Here is a 17,200-nt window from a genome sequence, read left to right as displayed (position 1 = left end):
GATCATGCACACCTTCGTCCGGCGCGCGCTGCGCACAGCGCTCGTCACAGGCGGCCTCGTGGTCGTCGGGGCCGGAGCGGCCCACGCAGCCGAGGGCGACCTCCTCGGCGATCTCGGACTGGACGTGTCGGTCGAGGCTCCGCTGAGCCAGGTGACCGAGGTCCTGCCCGACGTCGCGGTCGACGTGCCCGTGCACGTCCCCGTGACCGTGTCCGACGTCGCGGTGGGCGCCCTGGGCGACGCCGCCGTCACGTCCGAGCCGGCACCGGCACCCGCGCCCGCGCCCGCGCCGGAGGCCGCCCCGGCGGCTCCCGCGGACGTGGACGTCGACGTGCCGGTGACCATTCCGGTGAACGTGTCCGGGGTCGCGGCCGGCGTCCTCGGTGACGCCGCGGTGACCCAGGCACCGGCCGAGCCGGCGCCCGCGCCTGCTCCTGCTCCTGCGCCGGAGCCTGCACCCGCCACGGGGGCGGACCCGGCGGACGTCGACCTCGACGTGCTGGTGACGGTCCCGGTGGACGTGTCGGGCATCGCTGCGGGCGTCCTGGGTGACGCCACGGTGGCCCCGGCACCGGCGGCGCAGCCGTCGGCCCCGGCGACCGGTGGTGGTGCCGAGGGCTCGACCGACGAGGAGGCGTCCGGGGTGGACGTCGACGTGCCGGTGACGGTCCCGGTGAACGTGTCGGGGGTCGCTGCGGGCGTCCTGGGCGACGCGGCGGTGACGCCGGCTCCGGCGCAGCCGTCGGCTCCCGCGGCCGGTGGTGGCGCCGACGGCTCGACCGGCGAGGAGGCGTCCGGCGTGGACCTCGACGTGCCGGTGACCGTCCCGGTGGACGTGTCCGGTGTCGCCGTCGGTGTGGGCGGTGACGCCACGGTCGGCGGCGGGACGGCCGGCGAGGGTTCGGGCGACGGGACCGGCTCGACCGGCACCGACGGCTCGGGCCTGCTCGACGGCGTCCTCGGCGAGGACGGCCTCGTCGACGACCTGCTGGGCGACGGCCTCCTCGGGGGCGGTCTGCTCGGTGAGGGCGACGGCCTGCTCGACGGCGTGCTCGGCGACGACGGTCTCGTGGACGACCTGCTCGGCGGCTCGTCGGGCGCGGGTCTGCTCGACGGCGTGCTGGGCGAGGACGGGCTGCTGGGCGACGGCGGCGTGCTGGACGGCGTGCTCGGTGAGGACGGCGTCCTCGGGGCGCTGCCCGACCTGGACGTTGACCTGCCGGTGACCGTGCCCGTGACGGTCTGCGGCGTGGGTGTGGGCCTCCTGGGCGACGCCTCGGCGGGGTGCCCGACGTCCGCCGTCGACCCGACGGACCCGACCGACCCGACGGACCCCACGGACCCGACGGACCCGACGGACCCCACCGACCCCACCGACCCCACCGACCCCACCGACCCCACCGACCCCACCGACCCGACGGACCCCACGGGCCCGACCGGTCCGGCGGACCCGGGGGCGAACGGCGGCTCGGTGACCCGGGTGCTCAACCCGGTGAGCACGGGGACGGGCACCTCGGCCGGTGCCGCGACCGGTGCGGTGACCGCCGCGTCCGGTGCCGTCACGGCGTCGGGCCCGACCGCCCTCGCCACGACGGGCGCGGGCGGTGACCTCGGTCTGCTCGTGATGGCCGGGCTGCTGACGCTGCTCGGTCTGTCGCTCCAGCGCTTCCGCCGGAAGTCCTGGGTCGCGGACCCGGACGCCTACACCCCGGTCTTCACCGACCGGAGCTGACGTCCGGAGACGGCAGGACCGCCCGGGCCGTGCGCCCGGGCGGTCCTCGCCGTGCTGTGGAGACGCCGGTCGCTAGACGACGAGCCCCAGGAGCAGGACGACGACGAGCGCCACGACGGACAGGACGCACTCCATGAGGGACCACGTCTTGAACGTCTGCCCGACCGTCATGCCGAAGTACTCCTTGACGAGCCAGAAGCCGGCGTCGTTGACGTGGGAGAGGAACACCGACCCGGCCCCGATGGAGAGCACGAGCAGCGCCGCGTGCGTCGGGGGGAGGTCGGCCGCGATCGGCGCCATGATGCCCGCGGCGGTGATGGTCGCGACGGTCGCGGAGCCGGTGGCGACGCGGATGAGGACGGCGACGATCCAGCCCGCGAGCAGGGGCGTGATGTTCGCGTCCGAGATGCCCTTCGCGACGACGTCGCCGACGCCCGAGTCGACGAGCGTCTGCTTGAAGCCGCCGCCGGCGCCGACGATGAGGAGGATGCCGGCGATCGGCGCGAACGACGAGTCGACGAGCTTGCTCACCTGGTCGCGGGTGCGGCCGAGCGCGGAGCCCAGCACGACGAGCGAGGTGAGCGCGGTGATGAGCAGCGCGACGAGCGGCGTGCCGATGAACTCGAAGACGCGGCCCCAGCCGGTGTCGATCGAGCCGGTGACCTCGACGAGGGTCCGGGCCAGCATGAGGATCACCGGCAGCAGGACGACGCCGACGGACACCGCGAAGCTCGGGCGCGGGGCGTCCTCGTCGCGCTCGGTGATGCCGAGCACGGACGTGGGCGGCGGGAGCGGGACCCAGCGGGCGAGGGGCTTGGCGAGCAGGGGCCCGGAGACGATGACGGTGGGGATCGCGACGAGCAGGCCGAGGCCGAGCGTGAGGCCGAGGTCGGCTCCGAGCGCGTCGATCGCGAGCAGCGGGCCGGGGTGCGGCGGTACGAGCCCGTGCAGCGCGGACAGCCCGGCGAGCGCCGGGATGCCGACGAGGATCGGGTTGGTGCGCACGCGCTTCGCGACGAGCATGACGACGGGGACGAGGAGGACGACGCCGACCTCGAAGAACAGCGGGATGCCGATGACGAAGGCGATGAGCGCCATGGCCCACGGCAGGCGCTGCGTCGAGGTCTTGCCGAGGATCGTGTCGACGATCTGGTCGGCGCCCCCGGAGTCGATGAGCAGCTTGCCGATGATCGCGCCGAGCGCGATGAGCACGCCGACCCCGGCGACCGTCGAGCCGAGCCCGGCCGAGAAGCTGGTGAACGCGTCGACGAAGTCGATGCCCGCGACGACCGCGAGCACGGCCGAGCCGATCATCAGCGCGAGGAACGGGTGCAGCTTGAGCCACACGATGAGCACGACGATCGTCGCGATGCCGACGACGGCCGCCAGGATCAGCTGGGTGGTGCCGGCGTCGGTGGCGGGGGAGTCCTCCGCGGCGCGCGCGACGGTCGCGAGAGCGGGGGCGTGCTGGGCGAGGGCGGCGATCACGGGCGCGCCTCCGTCCCGCGCGCGGGTGCGGCGCAGTCGGCGCGGCGCTCCAGGACGAGGTCCGCGATCTCGTCGGGCGCGAGGGTCACGTCGACGGTGAAGCCTGGCTCGTCGTCGGCCAGGGGCTCGAGCGTGGCGAGCTGCGACGGCAGGAGCGACGTGGGCATGAAGTGCCCGCTGCGGTGCTGCATGCGCTCGGCGAGGAGCTCGGGGGTGCCGTCGAGGTGGACGAAGCACACCTCGCCGCGGGCCGTGCGCAGCAGGTCGCGGTAGGAGCGCTTGAGCGCGGAGCACGTGACGACGCCGGACCGGCCGGCCTCCGCCTCGCTGCTCAGCCAGTCGCGGATCGCCTCGAGCCAGGGCCACCGGTCGTCGTCGGTGAGCGGCGTCCCGGCGCTCATCTTGTCGATGTTGGCCTGCGGGTGGAAGCGGTCGGCCTCCGCGTACTCGGTGCCGAGGCGCTGCGCGAGCAGCGTCGCGACGGTGGTCTTGCCCGAGCCGGCCACGCCCATCACGACGAGGTGCTGGGGCAGGGGGTGGTGCCCGGTGTCGTCGGGCCGGTCGGTGGAGCTGACGTCGGTGTCCATGTGTCGACTTCCGTGTCGGGTGGGGGCGTCCGGTCGGGGCGGTGCCTGGGGCCCCGACCGTCCCGGTGACGACCGTCGTGGTCGTCCTCGACCTCCACTGTGGGGCATTGGTAGCACCTTTGGCAAGTGATTGATAGCACCATTGGCCGCCACTAGGCTGCGAGACATGGCGACGACGGTCCTGCACACCACCGTGCTCGACTCGCTCGGACGTCGCATCACCAGCGGCGACGTCCCCGCGGGCACGCCGCTGACCCTGGAGTCGATCGGCGCCGAGTTCGGGGTGTCGCGCACCGTCGCGCGCGAGGTCATGCGGCTCCTCGAAGGGCTCGGGCTCGTGCGGTCGAGGCGTCGCGTGGGGATCGTCGTGCTCGGCATCGAGGACTGGAACGTGCTCGACCCGCGCGTCATCCGCTGGCGGCTCGAAGGCCCCGGCCGTGACCCGCAGCTCCGCACGCTCACCGAGCTGCGGCACGCCGTCGAGCCGCTCGCCGCCGCCGGGGCCGCGCTCCACGCCACGCCCGCCGAGCGCGCCGAGCTCGTCGCCGCGGCAGGTCGCATGCGCCTGCTCGGGGAGGCGGGCGACCTCGAGGAGTTCCTCGCGCTCGACGTCCGGTTCCACGAGATCCTGCTCCGCGCGAGCGGCAACGAGATGTTCGGCGCGCTCGCGGGGGTCGTCGCGGCCGTCCTCAGTGGTCGGACGCACCTGGGCCTCATGCCTGCCTCGCCCGTCCCCGAGGCCCTCGACCAGCACGAGGCGGTCGCGCGCGCGGTCGCAGACGGCGACCCGGAGGCCGCCGAGGCCGCGATGGCCGCGATCGTCGGCGAGGTGCGCACCGCGCTCGACGGGGTCCCGCCCGCCCCCGCCTGAGCGGCGCGCCCCGGTCCCGCCTGGGCGGCGCGCCCCGGTCCCGTCGGGGCGGCGCGCCCCGGTCGCGTCGGGGTCGGCAGGTCCCGCGGGCTCAGCGCGGGTGCACGCGGACCTCGGCCGCCTTGACGACGAACCAGACGCGCTCGCCCGGCACCAGGCCGAGCTCCGCGACCGCGCGCGGCGTGAGGTCCGCGGCCAGGCGCGGCGCGTCGTGCCCGACGGCGGTCGTCGCCCCCGCGGTCGGGTCGCCCGGGTCGTCGTCCACCGCGCGTCCCCACACGCGCAGGAGCGGCCCGTGCGGCTCGACGCTCGTCACGACGACCCGGTACGCGTTGCGCGGGCTGCCCTCGGGTGTCGTGCGGTGCACGGCGACCGCGCGCGGCTCGAACACCGCCACGGCGCCGTCCCCGACCGCGAGCGGCTCGTCCGCCGTCCCGTGCACGCGGACCTCCGCGCCGTCGACGGCGACGGTCACCTCGCGCGCGAGGCTCTCCGCGTCCGGGGCGACGGCCGTCGCGGCGCCGATCGGGCCCGCCGTCCCACCCGCCGGCTCGGCCCCCGCCCCCTCGCGCACCGTCCGTACCGGCTCCGGGACGGCGACGTGCGCGACGCTCCCCGCGAGCAGGTTGACGCCTGCGAGACGGGCGGCGAACCGGGACCGCGGGCGCGTGAGCACCGCGACCACCGGCCCGTCCTCGACGACGCGGCCGCCCTCCAGCACGACGACGCGGTCCGCGAGGAGCAGCACGTCGAGCAGGTCGTGCGTCACGAGCAGGGTCGTGCGCGGGTGCTCGCGCTGCGCGTGGTGCAGCACGGTCCGGACGTGCTGCGCGACGCCGACGTCGAGCGACGCGAGCGGCTCGTCGAGCAGGAGCACGCGCGGGTCGGTCACGAGCGCGCGGGCGATCGCGACGCGCTGCGCCTGCCCGCCCGAGAGGTCCGTCGAGCGGCGCCGCGCGAGGTCCGCCGCGCCGACGCGCGCGAGCGCGTCGCGGGCCTCCCCGCGGGCACGGGCGCGGGGCACGCCCCGGGACCGGAGGCCGAACGCCACGTCGTCCTCGACCGACAGGTGCTCGAACAGCAGCGGGCGCTGGCTCAGCCACGCGAGGTGGCGACGGCGCGGCGGGAGGCGCGAGACGTCGTCGTGCCCGACGGCGACGCGCGCACCCGGGGCCTCGCCGGGCGTGAGCAGGCCCGCGACGACCTGCACGAGCGTGGACTTGCCCGCGCCGTTCTCGCCGAGCACCGCCACGACCTCGCCCGGCGCGACGGTGAGGTCCACGTCGAGCCCGCGCTCCGGCACGACGGCGCGCACGGTCAGCGCGGCCGGGGGCGTCGGGGCCGCAGGCCCGGCGGGTGCCGGGGCCCGGTCGGCCGGCGGGGCGGCCTGCGGGCCAGGGGAGACGACAGCGCGGGGGCGGGGGCCGCCGTCGGGCAGGGAGCCCCGGACGCCCCGCTGCGGGCGCGGGCCACCGAGCGCGCGCGGCCCGTGGACGACCGCGGTGATGAGGACCGCCACCACGACGAGAACGAACGACAGCGCGACGGCGCTGTCCGGGTCAGCGCTGCGCTGCAGGTAGATCTCGAGCGGCAGGGTCTGCGTGACGCCCTGGAGCGCGCCCGCGAACGTCAGGGTCGCCCCGAACTCGCCGAGGGCGCGCGCGAACGCGAGCACGGCGCCGGAAAGCAGTCCCGGCAGGACGCGGGGGAGCGTGACCCGGCGCAGGACGGTCGTGGGCCGCGCGCCGAGCGTCGCGGCGACGTCCTCCAGGCGCGTGTCCTGGCTGCGCAGCGCACCCTCCAGGCTGAGCACGAGGAACGGCAGCGCGACGAAGGTCTGCGCCAGCACGACGGCCGTCGTCGTGAACGCGACCTCGATCCCCAGCACCTCGAGGTGCCGGCCGACCAGGCCCCGGCGCCCGAACGTGTGCAGCAGCGCGATGCCGCCCACGACCGGCGGCAGCACGAGCGGCAGGAGCACGAGGGCGCGTGCGACGCGCTGCCCGGGGAACGTGGTGCGCGCGAGGACGAGCGCCATGGGCGTGCCGAGCACCACGCAGCACGCCGTCGCGGCGAGCGCCGTGCGCAGCGACAGGCCGAGCGCGTCGAGAGCTGCCGGGGAGGTCACGAGCGCCCAGAAGCCGCCGGTCCCGTCCGGGCCCGGCGCGAGCTCCACGCGCCCGACCATCGCCGCCACGGGCACGACGACGAACAGCGCGCCCAGCAGCGCGGGGACGAGGACCCAGCGGGGCAGGCCGCGCATCAGGACCCGCCGGGGCGCGCGGGGGTCACGGTGCGTCGGGCGCGCCGAAGCCCGCGGCGGCGAGCGCGGCCTGCCCGGCGTCGCCGGTCACGAGGTCCACCCACGCCTGCGCGAGCGCGACCTGCTCCGGGCCGGCGTCCTCGGCCGCCGCGACGAGCGCGATCGGGTAGACGTTGAGCGCGGCGCTCGTCTCGGGCACGTCCACGACCTCGACGTCGTCGCCCGCGAGCGTCGCGTCGGTGACGTAGACGAGCCCCGCGTCGGCCTCTCCCGACGTCACCTTGCCGAGCACGTCGGTGACGCTGGCCTCCTCGCTCACGCGGTGGAGGGTCACGCCCGCGGCCGCTGCGACGGTGTCGGTCGCGCTGCCGCACGGCACCTGCGGCGCGCACACGACGACCTTGACGTCGTCGCGCGCGAGGTCGGCGAAGGTCTCGACGCCCGCGGGGTTCCCGGGCGGCGTGACGATCGTCAGCGTGTTCGTCGCGAACGCGACGGGGTCGGCGGCGTCCCCGGCGTCGACGACGCGCGCCATGGAGCGCTCGTCCGCGGACGCGAAGACGTCGGCCGGCGCGCCGGCGAGGATCTGGTCGCCCAGGTCGGACGACCCGGCGAACGACAGCGCGACGGTCACGCCGTCGTGGTCGTCCTCGAAGTCCGCCGCGAGGTCGGTGAACACGTCGCGCAGCGAGGCCGCGGCGAGCACGGTGAGGGTGCGGTCCTCGGTCGTCGTGCGCGCGGGGTCGGGGGTAGCGCCGTCGTCGGCCCCCGCGCCCGTGGCGCACGCGGAGAGGCCGGCGACCAGGGCCGCCGCCCCGAGCGCCGCGAGAGGGCCCCGGGCGGGGCGGCGGGTCGTCGTGCGGGCGGACGCGCTCACGCGGCTCCTCCGGGGGTCTCGACGATGACGGTCGTCGCCTTGACCACCGCGACGGCGAGGCTGCCGGGCTCGAGCCGCAGCTCGCGCACGGCCTCCGTGCTCATGAGCGACACGACCCGCTGGCCGCCGCAGAGCATCTCGACCTGGGACATGACGGTGTCGCTCACGACGTGCGTCACGATCCCCACGAACCGGTTGCGCGCCGAGCGGGCGACGCCCGACGGGTCCGGCGTCGGGTGCGACTGCGCGACGGCGAACCGCGCGAGCTCCGCGCCGTCGACGACCTTGCGCCCGGCGTCGTCGGCGCTCGCGGCGAGGTCCCCGGCGTCGACCCAGCGGCGGACGGTGTCGTCGCTGACCCCGAGCAGGCTCGCGGCCTCACGGATCCGAAAATGCGGCATGACGACGAGACTAGACCCGCACCTGCGGAGCGTCATCCCGGTATCGACCGGTGTGGCACCCTCGACGCGTGAGCGAGACGACCACCCGGGACGACGTGCGCGTCGTCGTGGAGGACCCGACGACCCCCGACGTGCTGGCGCTGCTGCAGGAGCACCTGGACGACATGTACGCGACGTCGCCGCCCGAGAGCGTGCACGCGCTCGACGTCGAGCGCCTGCGCGCGCCGGACATCACGTTCGTCACCGCGCGGTCCGCGGACGGCGGGCTCCTCGGGTGCGGCGCGCTCAAGCAGCACGACGCGACGCTGGGTGAGCTCAAGTCCATGCGCACGACGGCGGCCGCGCGGGGCCGGGGCGTCGCCGCCACGGTCCTCGCGCACCTGCTCGACGCCGCACGCGACCGCGGTCTGGACCGCGTGAGCCTGGAGACGGGCACCGAGGACTACTTCGCGGCGGCGCGACGGCTCTACGCGCGCCACGGGTTCGTGCCGTGCGGGCCGTTCGCCGACTACACCGACGACCCGAACAGCACGTACCTGACGCTCTCGCTCGCCTGACGGGGCCGCCCTGCACCGAGGTAGAACCTCCGGTCGCGAGGTAGAGCCCGCCGCGTTCTACGTCACGACCGGGGGCTCTACCTCGCGACCGTGCGGTGGCGGGGGAGCGCCACGCGTCACGCGTCGAGGCGCAGGCGGGCCCCGAGCGCGACGGCGGCGACGACGGCCGCCCCGGCCACGAGGACGAGGTCCTTGAGCACGTACTGGCCCATCAGGGTCATGCCGTGGCCGAACAGCTCGCCGCCGAACAGCACGATCGGCGAGAGGATCCCGGCCAGCGCGACGGCGAGCGCGAGCAGGCCCGCGCGGAGCAGCCGGCCGGTGAGGAGCGTCAGGCCGATGAACGTCTCCAGGACCGCGGTGAGCACCACGGCCGTGGTCCCGCTCACGAGGCCGAGCGTGAGCGTCTCGACGGTCCGGGCGGCGATCGCCTCCGCCGGGCTCGCGCCGGGGAAGAACTTGAGGACGCCGAAGCCGAGGAACACGAGGCCGAGGGCGACACGCAGGGCGGGCACGGACCAGCGGGTGAGGACGCGCGCGGTCGCGGCGAGGGCGGCGTCCGCCCGGCCCTCGAGACGTGCGGGCACGAGGGTGGCGCGACGGCGGCGGGCGGGCGTGGCGTGTGCCGCCGACGGCGCGGACGGGCGGGTGGCGCGGGGACGACCGGCGGTCGTCGGGGCGGTGGTGGACATGCGGGAACCTCTTCCAGGGACGGTCGCGGTCGGGATTGACCGCCCCGGGAAGGAGGGCGTCGCGGGGCGTCCTGTGGACGGCGTCGGACCGAATTCACCCGCCGACGGGCCTCGACCCGGACTATCCGGACCGGCCGGACCGGGCCTCCGGGGTCAGCGCGAGCGCGGGCGCTCCGAGGGGTCCCAGCCCGGGCGCGGGGCGCGCGCGGCGACCGACGCGTCGCGCGAGCGGTACACGACGTACGGGCGGAACAGGTACGGCACCGGGGCGGAGAACGCGTGCACGAGCCGCGTGAACGGCCAGAGGATGAACAGCAGGTTCGCCGCGACGATGTGGAGCTGGAACGCCGCGGGCACGCCCGCCATGAGCTCCGGCTGGGGCTGGAGGTACCAGAGCGAGCGGAACCACGGCGAGATGGTCTGGCGGTAGTCGTACCCGAGGCCGTCGGCGAGGAGCTGCGTCTGCACCGTGGCCCACGACCCGAGCAGGATCGACGCCCCGAGGAACACGTACATCGTCTTGTCCATGCGCGTCGTCGCGCGGAAGACGGGCCCGGACGTGCGGCGGCGGTAGACGAGGATGAGCAGGCCCGCGACGAGCACGACGGCCGCGACCGACCCCATGTACGTCGCGACGAAGTGGTACGCGACCTCCTGGATCCCCACCGCCTCCGTCCACGACTCCGGGATCACGAGCCCCATCAGGTGCCCGAGGATCACGAACAGCAGGCCGAAGTGGAAGAGCGGCGAGCCGAGCCGCAGCAGCCGCTTCTCGTAGAGCTCGCTCGACCGCGTCGTCCACCCGAACTTGTCGTACCGGTACCGCCAGATCGAGCCCACGACGAACACCGCGAACGTCACGTACGGGAACACGACCCACAGCAGGACCTCTCCGGTGCTCACCCCGCTCATCGCACCGCACCTCCCGTCCGGTCGGGCGCGCCCGTGCCGTACGGCTCGAGCGCGAAGGGCTCCATGCCCACGAGCTCGGCGGGCGGCCCCGCCGTCACGAGCTCGACGTACCGCTGCTGCGTGCGCTCGTCGAGCGGCGGCAGCGTGAGGCACACGGCCTCGACGACCCCGGTCCAGGGGCTGCGCGCGCTCTCGAGCGCCGTGCGCAGCACCTCGATGCCGTCGCGGTGGGACGCGAGCAGACCGGCCGCGATCGTCGCGTCGTCGCCCGTGGTCCGCGCCGAGAACTCGAGCACCGTCGGCAGGTAGTCGGGGAGCTCCGATCCCGTGACCTCCCACCCGGCCGCGCGGTACGCCTCGACGAACGCGACGAGCGCCGTCCCGCGCCGGCGGGTGTCGCCCGCCGCGTAGTACGAGAGGTACATCGAGCACTTCCGCTTGAGGTCGAACGTCGCCACGTACCGCGCCTGGAGCTCGCGCAGGCCCGGCCCGCCCGGCGTCGTGAGCACGTCGCAGAAGTCTTCCAGGCGCTCGCGGACGGGGCCGGGCAGGCCCGGGGCGGACGCGCGGACGGCGTCGACCGCGCCGAGCACGTCCTCGTCGGGATAGGCGAGCAGCAGCGACGCGGCCATGTGGGCCGTACGGCGTTGGGCGGCCGACGTCGCGACGGGGGCCAGGTGGTCGGGCTGCGGCCCCCGAGGTCGTGCCCCGGGCCGCAGCGCGGGGGTCGGGAGCAGGGAGCGCGCCCTCATCGGGTGCCCCCGTCGGGCTCGACGCCGGGGCCGCTCGCAGGCGCGGGGCCGCCCGCGGGACCGCCCGCGGGACCGCCCGCCGGACCGCCCGCCGGACCGCCCGCCGGACCGCCGTGCCCCGGTCCACCGGGCGGCGGGGGGCCGGGGATCGTGTCGTGCCGCGCGTCCTGGCGCCCGCCCGGCAGCGAGCCCGGGCCGCCCGGCGTGACGCCGCCGGGTGCGCCCGACACGTCGCCCGGCTCCGGCCCCTCGTCCGGCGGGAAGAGGCCGGGCGGTCGGCCGTTCCCGTCCCAGTTGAGGAGGTTGACGCGGCCGGGTGTCGACGGCCCGTAGGGCGAGTCCGCCGTCTGCCGCGCCTGGAGCACGTGGAAGTTCTCGACCGCGACCGGCACCGGGCTGCCCGACGTCTCGCCGAACGGTCCGCCGCCCGTGAGGCCCATGCCGCCCATGCCGGGGCCGCCGTCGTAGTCGAGGGAGCAGGACAGCTCGTCGAGCTCGCGCGCGATCTCGGTGTGCGCGGTCGGGATGACGTACCGGTCCTCGTACTTCGCGACGGCGAGCAGGCGGTACATCTCCTCGACCTGGCCACCGGTCATGCCGACCGCGGCCGCGGTCCGCTCGTCGGCCTCCCGGCCGAGGTTGATGTCGCGCATGTACGACCGCATGGCGGCCAGACGGCGCAGCACGCGCTCCACCGGGGCGGTGTCGCCCGCCGTGAACAGTCCGGCGAGGTACTCGAGCGGGATGCGCATCTTCGAGATCGCGGCGAACAGCGTGCGCCCGTCCTCGCCGTCGTTCCCGGAGGCGGCGACGACGTCGACGACGGGGGACAGCGGCGGGATGTACCAGACCATCGGCAGCGTGCGGTACTCGGGGTGCAGGGGCAGCGCGACCTCGTAGCGCGAGATCAGGTCCCAGATCGGCGAGCGCTGGGCGGCCGTGATCCAGTCGTCGGGGATGCCCTCGGCACGTGCGGCGGCCACGACCTCCGGGTCGTGCGGGTCGAGGAAGACGGCGCGCTGCGAGGCGAGGAGCTCGTGCTCGTCCTCCACGCTCGCGGCCTCGGTGACCTTGTCGGCGTCGTAGAGGACGAGGCCGAGGTAGCGCAGGCGCCCGACGCACGTCTCCGAGCACACGGTCGGCAGGCCGACCTCGATGCGCGGGTAGCAGAGCGTGCACTTCTCGGCCTTGCCGGTCTTGTGGTTGAAGTAGACCTTCTTGTACGGGCACCCGGTCACGCACATGCGCCAGCCCCGGCACTGGTCCTGGTCGACCAGCACGATGCCGTCCTCGGCCCGCTTGTACATGGCGCCCGACGGGCACGACGCGACGCACGCCGGGTTGAGGCAGTGCTCGCAGATGCGCGGCAGGTAGAACATGAACGTCTTGTCGAGCTCGGTGGCGACGTGCTCCGACATGTGCTGGAGCACGGGGTCGTCCTGCATGGTCGCGGTCGAGCCGCCGAGGTCGTCGTCCCAGTTCGCGGACCAGGAGATGTTGATGTCACCGCCCGTGAGCAGCGACTTCGGCCGGGCGACGGGCGTGTGCTGCCCCTGCGGCGACGAGAGCAGCATGTCGTACTCGTAGGTCCACGGCTCGTAGTAGTCGTGGATCGAGGGGAGCTTCGGGTTGGAGAAGATCGTCGCGAGCTTCTTCAGGCGGCCCCCGGCGCGGAGCTTGAGCCGGCCCTTCTTCGTCCGGACCCAGCCGCCCTGCCAGCGCTCCTGGTCCTGGTAGGTGCGCGGGTACCCGAGCCCGGGACGGGTCTCGACGTTGTTGAACCACACGTACTCCACACCCGTGCGGTTCGTCCACGCCTGCTTGCACGTCACCGAGCACGTGTGGCACCCGATGCACTTGTCGAGGTTCATGACCATCGACATCTGCGCCATCACCCGCACGACGCCACCCCCTCCCGGCCCGTCGGCCCGAGGCCGCCTGCTGTGCCCGTCCGCGTCACGAGTACCGCACCTCTTGGCTCCGACGCCGGACGACCGTCATCTCGTCGCGCTGGTTCCCCGTGGGCCCGAGGTAGTTGAACGCGTACGAGAGCTGGGCGTACCCGCCCGCGAGGTGCGTCGGCTTGAGCAGGATGCGCGTCAGCGAGTTGTGGATCCCGCCGCGCAGGCCCGACGTCTCGGCGAGCGGGACGTCGATCGTGCGGTCGGTCGCGTGGAACATGTAGACCGTGCCCTCGGGCATCCGGTGGCTGACGATCGCGCGCGCCACCACGACGCCGTTGCGGTTGTACGCCTCGATCCACTCGTTGTCCGCGACGCCGATCTTGGCCGCGTCGGCCGGGCTCATCCAGATGCCGGGCCCGCCGCGCGAGAGCGACAGCATGAAGAGGTTGTCCTGGTACTCCGAGTGGATCGCCCACTTGTTGTGCGGGGTCAGGTACCGCACCGCGACCTCCGCGTGCCCGGCGGACCCCGGGTAGCCCGACGGCGAGGTGTCGCCCACGACGGGCGAGTCGCCGAACAGCCGGTGCATGTCGAGCGGCGGCCGGAACACCGGCAGGTGCTCGCCGAGCTCGATCATCCAGTCGTGGTCGAGGTAGAAGTGCTGCCGACCCGTGAGGGTGTGCCACGGCTTGAGCCGCTCCACGTTGACGACGAACGCCGAGTACCGGCGCCCGCCGTGCTCCGAGCCCGACCACTCGGGCGAGGTGATGACCGGGGTCGGGCGGGACTGGACGTCCGGGAACGTCACGCGCTTGCCCTGCTCGTCGCGGGCGAGGTCCGCCAGGGGCGTGCCCGTGCGGCGCTCGACGTGCTCGAACCCCTGCACGGCGAGGCGACCGTTCGTCGTCCCCGAGAGGGCGAGGATCATCTCGCACGCGTGCGTGTCGCGGTCGAGGCGCGGACGACCGGCGGCGGGGCCGTCGGGCACGAGCCCGTTGCGCCGGCCGAGGTCCGCGACCTCCGGCCCGGGCGAGAACTGCACGCCCTTGGTCGCCATGCCCGCCTTCTCGGTGAGAGGGCCGAGCGCGGCCATGCGCGCGGCGAACGCCGGGTAGTCGCGCTCGACGACGACGAGCTTCGGCATCGTCACGCCCGGCACGAGCTCGCGCTCCGTCACGGGCCGCCCCGAGTCGGTGAGCGCGCCGTGCGGGACGGCCATCTCGTCCGGGGTGTCGTGCGCGAGCGGGGCGGCGACGAGGTCCTCCCGCACCCCGAGGTGCGTCACCGCGAGCTCGGAGACCTTCGCCGCGACGGTGTGGAAGATGTCGAAGTCCGTGCGCGTCTGCCACGGCGGGTCGATCGCCGGGTTGAACGAGTGCACGAACGGGTGCATGTCCGTCGAGGACAGGTCGTGCTTCTCGTACCAGGTCGCGGCGGGGAGCACGACGTCCGAGAACAGCGTCGTCGACGTCATCCGGAAGTCGAGCGTGACGAGCAGGTCGAGCTTGCCGCGCGGCGCCTCCTCGCGCCACGTCATCGACCGCGGGCGCCGCTCGGGGCCGGACTCCGCGGCGTTGACCGCGGCGTCCGTCCCCAGGAGGTGCTGGAGGAAGTACTCGTTGCCCTTGCCCGACGACCCGAGGATGTTCGCGCGCCACACCGTGACGACGCGCGGGAAGTTCGCGGGGTCGTCGGGGTCCTCGCACGCGAACCGCAGGTTCCCGGCCTTGAGCTCGTCGACGACGTGCTGCGCCGGCTCCTTGCCCGCCGCGCGGGCCTCGTCCACGAGGTCGAGCGGGTTGCGGTCGAACGTCGGGTAGCTCGGCATCCAGCCGCGCTGCGCGGACTCGACGAGCGTGTCCGCCGTCGTGCGCCCGGAGAACTGGCCCTGCGCGAGCGGCGACGCGAGCGCGTCCGCGGGCAGGCCGTCGTACCGCCACTGGTCGGTCGCGAGGTACCAGAACGCGGTGCCGATCATCTGGCGCGGCGGTCGCGACCAGTCGAGGCCGCCCGCGTACTGCGCCCAGCCCGTGACGGGGCGGCACTTCTCCTGCCCCACGTAGTGCGCCCACCCGCCGCCGTTGACGCCCTGGCAGCCGGTGAGGGTGGTCAGCGCGAGCATCGCGCGGTAGATCGTGTCCGAGTGGAACCAGTGGTTCGTCCCCGCGCCCATGATGATCATCGAGCGCCCGCCCGAGTCGAGCGCGTTCTGCGCGAACTCGCGCCCGATGCGTGCGGCGGCCGCGGCCGGGACGCCCGTGAACCTTTCCTGCCACGCCGGGGTGGCAGGCGTCGCGTCGTCGTCGTAGCCGGCGGGCCACTCGCCCGGCAGGCCGAGCTCCGGCCGGTTCACGCCGTACTGCGCGAGCAGCAGGTCGAGCACCGTCGTGACGAGCCGCCCGCCGACGCGCCGCGCCGGCACGCCGCGCACGACGACGCCCGCACCGCCCAGGTGCGCGCCCGCGTCGTCGCCCGGGGCCGGTTCGAGGTCGAACCGCGGCAGCCCGACGGCGACCGTCTCGTACGAGAGCCCGGCCGGGGTAGAGCCGTGGTCCGCCGGGGTAGAGCCGTGGTCGGCCGGGGTAGAGCCGGGGTCCGCCGGGGTAGAGCCGCGGTCGGGCGACACCGGGCGGTCGGGGACCGAGTCGCGGGTGGGAGCGGCCTGGGGCGCACCCCAGAAGACGCCGTGCGGGTCGGCGACCGAGAGCAGCGGGTCGATGTCACCGAGGTCGAGGTTCCACCGCCCGGCGTCGGCCTCGCCGTAGCGGTGGCCGAGGCTCCCGTGCGGGACGCGCGGGGTGCCGTCCGCGTCGAGCACGACGGTCTTGAAACGCGCGTTCGCCGAGCCCGCGCCGTCGTCCCCGGGGCGCCCGACGCCGTCGGGCAGGTCCGCCGCGGTGAGGAACTTGCCGGGCACGTACGTCGCGCCCGACCCCGAGCCGTCGTCGTGCTCGTCGAGCACGACGAGGTGGGGGAGGTCCGTGAAGCGGGCCGCGTACTGCGCGAACTGCGGGGTGCGGCGCTGCGCGTAGTGCTCCGTGAGGATCACGTGGCCCATGGCCTGGGCGAGCGCGCCGTCGGTGCCCGGGTGCGGGGCGAGCCACTCGTCGGCGAACTTCGTGTTGTCCGCGTAGTCGGGGGACACGACGACGACCTTCTGACCGCGGTAGCGCGCCTCGGTCATGAAGTGGGCGTCGGGCGTGCGGGTCACGGGGACGTTCGAGCCCCACATGATGCAGTACGTCGAGTTCCACCAGTCCGCCGACTCCGGGACGTCGGTCTGGTCACCGAACACCTGCGGGGACGCGACGGGCAGGTCGGCGTACCAGTCGTAGAACGACAGCATGGTGCCGCCGAGCAGCTGGACGAACCGCGCACCGACCCCGTGGGAGACCATCGACATGGCCGGGATCGGGGAGAACCCCGCGATGCGGTCGGGCCCGTACGCCGCGATGGTGTGCACGTGCGCGGCGGCGACGATCTCCGCCGCCTCGTCCCACGTGGCGCGCACGAGGCCGCCCTTGCCGCGCGCCGCCTTGTAGGCGCGGGCGGTCTCCGGGTCGGTCGTGACCTTCCGCCACGCGAGCACCGGGTCGCCCGTCGCGGCCCGGGCCGCGCGGTAGGCGTCGAGCAGCGCGCCGCGCACGTAGGGGTAGCGCACGCGCGTGGGGGAGTAGGTGTACCAGGAGAACGCGGCGCCGCGCGGGCAGCCGCGCGGCTCGTACTCGGGCGAGTCCGGTCCCACGGAGGGGTAGTCGGTCTGCTGCGTCTCCCACGTGATGATGCCGTCCTTGACGTACACCTTCCACGAGCACGACCCGGTGCAGTTCACGCCGTGCGTCGAGCGCACGACCTTGTCGTGGGACCAGCGGTCGCGGTAGAACACGTCGCCCTGGCGACCGCCCGTGAGGAACACCTGCCGCAGGTCGTCGGAGACCTTCCCGCGCTTGAGGTGCTTGCCGAGCCGCAGCAGCGCGTCCTCGACCGGTCCCTCCGACGTCGTCGTCATGCCCCGCTCCCGGCCCCTGGGACGGCGGGGACCATCGGGCACCACCAGGGGCGGCGCGCCGGCAGCGACGACGGCACGGACAGGTACGACATGAGGCCTCCTGGGCGAGCAGGTGCGGCGGTCGGTCCACAGCCACTATGCCCAGACCGTCCGGA

General features: G+C 74.7%; 13 protein-coding genes. 3 read left to right on the top strand and 10 right to left on the bottom strand.

The window, feature by feature from the left end; all coding sequences use genetic code 11:
* The first annotated feature begins 4 nt into the window (after positions 1-4).
* Positions 5-1,732 carry a hypothetical protein gene (locus B9L22_RS20690; RefSeq protein ID WP_143317149.1) on the top strand — a complete coding sequence of 576 codons (1,728 nt, stop codon included), beginning with the start codon at positions 5-7 and terminating at the stop codon, positions 1,730-1,732.
* 72 nt (positions 1,733-1,804) lie between these two features.
* Here B9L22_RS20690 and B9L22_RS07450 read toward each other — a convergent pair whose 3' ends face one another.
* Together B9L22_RS07450 and B9L22_RS07445 are read right to left on the bottom strand one after the other, a co-directional pair.
* Entirely contained in the window at positions 1,805-3,220 is a 1,416-nt protein-coding gene (locus B9L22_RS07450; protein WP_233139850.1) for a gluconate:H+ symporter, read from the bottom strand.
* Positions 3,217-3,807 (bottom strand): gluconokinase, encoded by a 591-nt coding sequence (locus B9L22_RS07445; protein ID WP_198947250.1) that lies wholly within the window; start codon positions 3,805-3,807, stop codon positions 3,217-3,219. Before B9L22_RS07445 ends, B9L22_RS07450 begins: the two co-directional genes overlap by 4 nt.
* Before the next feature lie 166 nt (positions 3,808-3,973).
* On the opposite strand from B9L22_RS07445, the gene B9L22_RS07440 reads away from it, so the two are divergent.
* A complete protein-coding gene (locus tag B9L22_RS07440) occupies positions 3,974-4,678 on the top strand; it encodes a FadR/GntR family transcriptional regulator (RefSeq protein ID WP_086149861.1) in 705 nt (234 codons plus the stop codon).
* Positions 4,679-4,769: 91 nt separating this feature from the next.
* On the opposite strand, the gene B9L22_RS07435 is transcribed toward B9L22_RS07440, so the two are convergent.
* Genes B9L22_RS07435 through B9L22_RS07425 form a run of 3 tightly spaced genes read right to left on the bottom strand, consistent with a single transcriptional unit; the run spans position 4,770 to position 8,219 of the window.
* On the bottom strand, positions 4,770-6,941 hold the full coding sequence (locus B9L22_RS07435) for an ABC transporter permease (protein ID WP_086149860.1): 2,172 nt from the start codon (positions 6,939-6,941) through the stop codon (positions 4,770-4,772).
* 25 nt (positions 6,942-6,966) lie between these two features.
* On the bottom strand, positions 6,967-7,818 hold the full coding sequence (gene modA, locus B9L22_RS07430) for a molybdate ABC transporter substrate-binding protein (RefSeq protein ID WP_233139848.1): 852 nt from the start codon (positions 7,816-7,818) through the stop codon (positions 6,967-6,969).
* The gene (locus B9L22_RS07425) at positions 7,815-8,219 is read right to left on the bottom strand and encodes a molybdopterin-binding protein (RefSeq protein WP_086149859.1); all 405 of its coding nucleotides are present in this window, start codon (positions 8,217-8,219) and stop codon (positions 7,815-7,817) included. Before B9L22_RS07425 ends, modA begins: the two co-directional genes overlap by 4 nt.
* Positions 8,220-8,287: 68 nt before the next feature.
* Between B9L22_RS07425 and B9L22_RS07420 the strand changes: the two genes are divergently transcribed.
* Positions 8,288-8,776 (top strand): GNAT family N-acetyltransferase, encoded by a 489-nt coding sequence (locus tag B9L22_RS07420; protein WP_233139846.1) that lies wholly within the window; start codon positions 8,288-8,290, stop codon positions 8,774-8,776.
* 116 nt (positions 8,777-8,892) lie between these two features.
* Here B9L22_RS07420 and B9L22_RS07415 read toward each other — a convergent pair whose 3' ends face one another.
* The 5 genes from B9L22_RS07415 to B9L22_RS07395 all read right to left on the bottom strand — a co-directional run bounded on the left by B9L22_RS07415 (position 8,893) and on the right by B9L22_RS07395 (position 17,045).
* A complete protein-coding gene (locus B9L22_RS07415; protein WP_198947249.1) occupies positions 8,893-9,468 on the bottom strand; it encodes a DoxX family membrane protein in 576 nt (191 codons plus the stop codon).
* Positions 9,469-9,621: 153 nt separating this feature from the next.
* Positions 9,622-10,380, bottom strand: a complete 759-nt coding sequence (gene narI / locus B9L22_RS07410) for a respiratory nitrate reductase subunit gamma (protein ID WP_198947248.1) — start codon at positions 10,378-10,380, stop codon at positions 9,622-9,624.
* A complete protein-coding gene (gene narJ / locus B9L22_RS07405) occupies positions 10,377-11,132 on the bottom strand; it encodes a nitrate reductase molybdenum cofactor assembly chaperone (RefSeq protein WP_083711597.1) in 756 nt (251 codons plus the stop codon). Before narJ ends, narI begins: the two co-directional genes overlap by 4 nt.
* The gene (gene narH / locus B9L22_RS07400; RefSeq protein ID WP_233139844.1) at positions 11,129-13,033 is read right to left on the bottom strand and encodes a nitrate reductase subunit beta; all 1,905 of its coding nucleotides are present in this window, start codon (positions 13,031-13,033) and stop codon (positions 11,129-11,131) included. The genes narJ and narH overlap by 4 nt, the downstream gene beginning before the upstream one ends.
* Before the next feature lie 55 nt (positions 13,034-13,088).
* The gene (locus B9L22_RS07395; RefSeq protein WP_233139843.1) at positions 13,089-17,045 is read right to left on the bottom strand and encodes a nitrate reductase subunit alpha; all 3,957 of its coding nucleotides are present in this window, start codon (positions 17,043-17,045) and stop codon (positions 13,089-13,091) included.
* Positions 17,046-17,200 lie beyond the last annotated feature (155 nt).

The organism is Cellulosimicrobium sp. KWT-B, from assembly GCF_002127155.1.
In the GTDB taxonomy this organism is placed as follows: Bacteria; Actinomycetota; Actinomycetes; order Actinomycetales; family Cellulomonadaceae; genus Cellulosimicrobium; species Cellulosimicrobium funkei.
This window is presented reverse-complemented; position numbering and strand designations above follow the sequence as displayed.

Excerpts from the sequence above, each read along its gene's own strand:
- B9L22_RS20690 (WP_143317149.1), top strand. The coding sequence starts at position 5 with ATGCACACCTTCGTCCGGCGCGCGCTGCGCACAGCGCTCGTCACAGGC.
- B9L22_RS07445 (WP_198947250.1), bottom strand. The coding sequence starts at position 3,807 with ATGGACACCGACGTCAGCTCCACCGACCGGCCCGACGACACCGGGCAC.
- B9L22_RS07440 (WP_086149861.1), top strand. The coding sequence starts at position 3,974 with ATGGCGACGACGGTCCTGCACACCACCGTGCTCGACTCGCTCGGACGT.
- B9L22_RS07435 (WP_086149860.1), bottom strand. The coding sequence starts at position 6,941 with ATGCGCGGCCTGCCCCGCTGGGTCCTCGTCCCCGCGCTGCTGGGCGCG.
- B9L22_RS07425 (WP_086149859.1), bottom strand. The coding sequence starts at position 8,219 with ATGCCGCATTTTCGGATCCGTGAGGCCGCGAGCCTGCTCGGGGTCAGC.
- B9L22_RS07415 (WP_198947249.1), bottom strand. The coding sequence starts at position 9,468 with ATGTCCACCACCGCCCCGACGACCGCCGGTCGTCCCCGCGCCACCCGC.
- narI (WP_198947248.1), bottom strand. The coding sequence starts at position 10,380 with ATGAGCGGGGTGAGCACCGGAGAGGTCCTGCTGTGGGTCGTGTTCCCG.
- narJ (WP_083711597.1), bottom strand. The coding sequence starts at position 11,132 with ATGAGGGCGCGCTCCCTGCTCCCGACCCCCGCGCTGCGGCCCGGGGCA.
- B9L22_RS07395 (WP_233139843.1), bottom strand. The coding sequence starts at position 17,045 with ATGACGACGACGTCGGAGGGACCGGTCGAGGACGCGCTGCTGCGGCTC.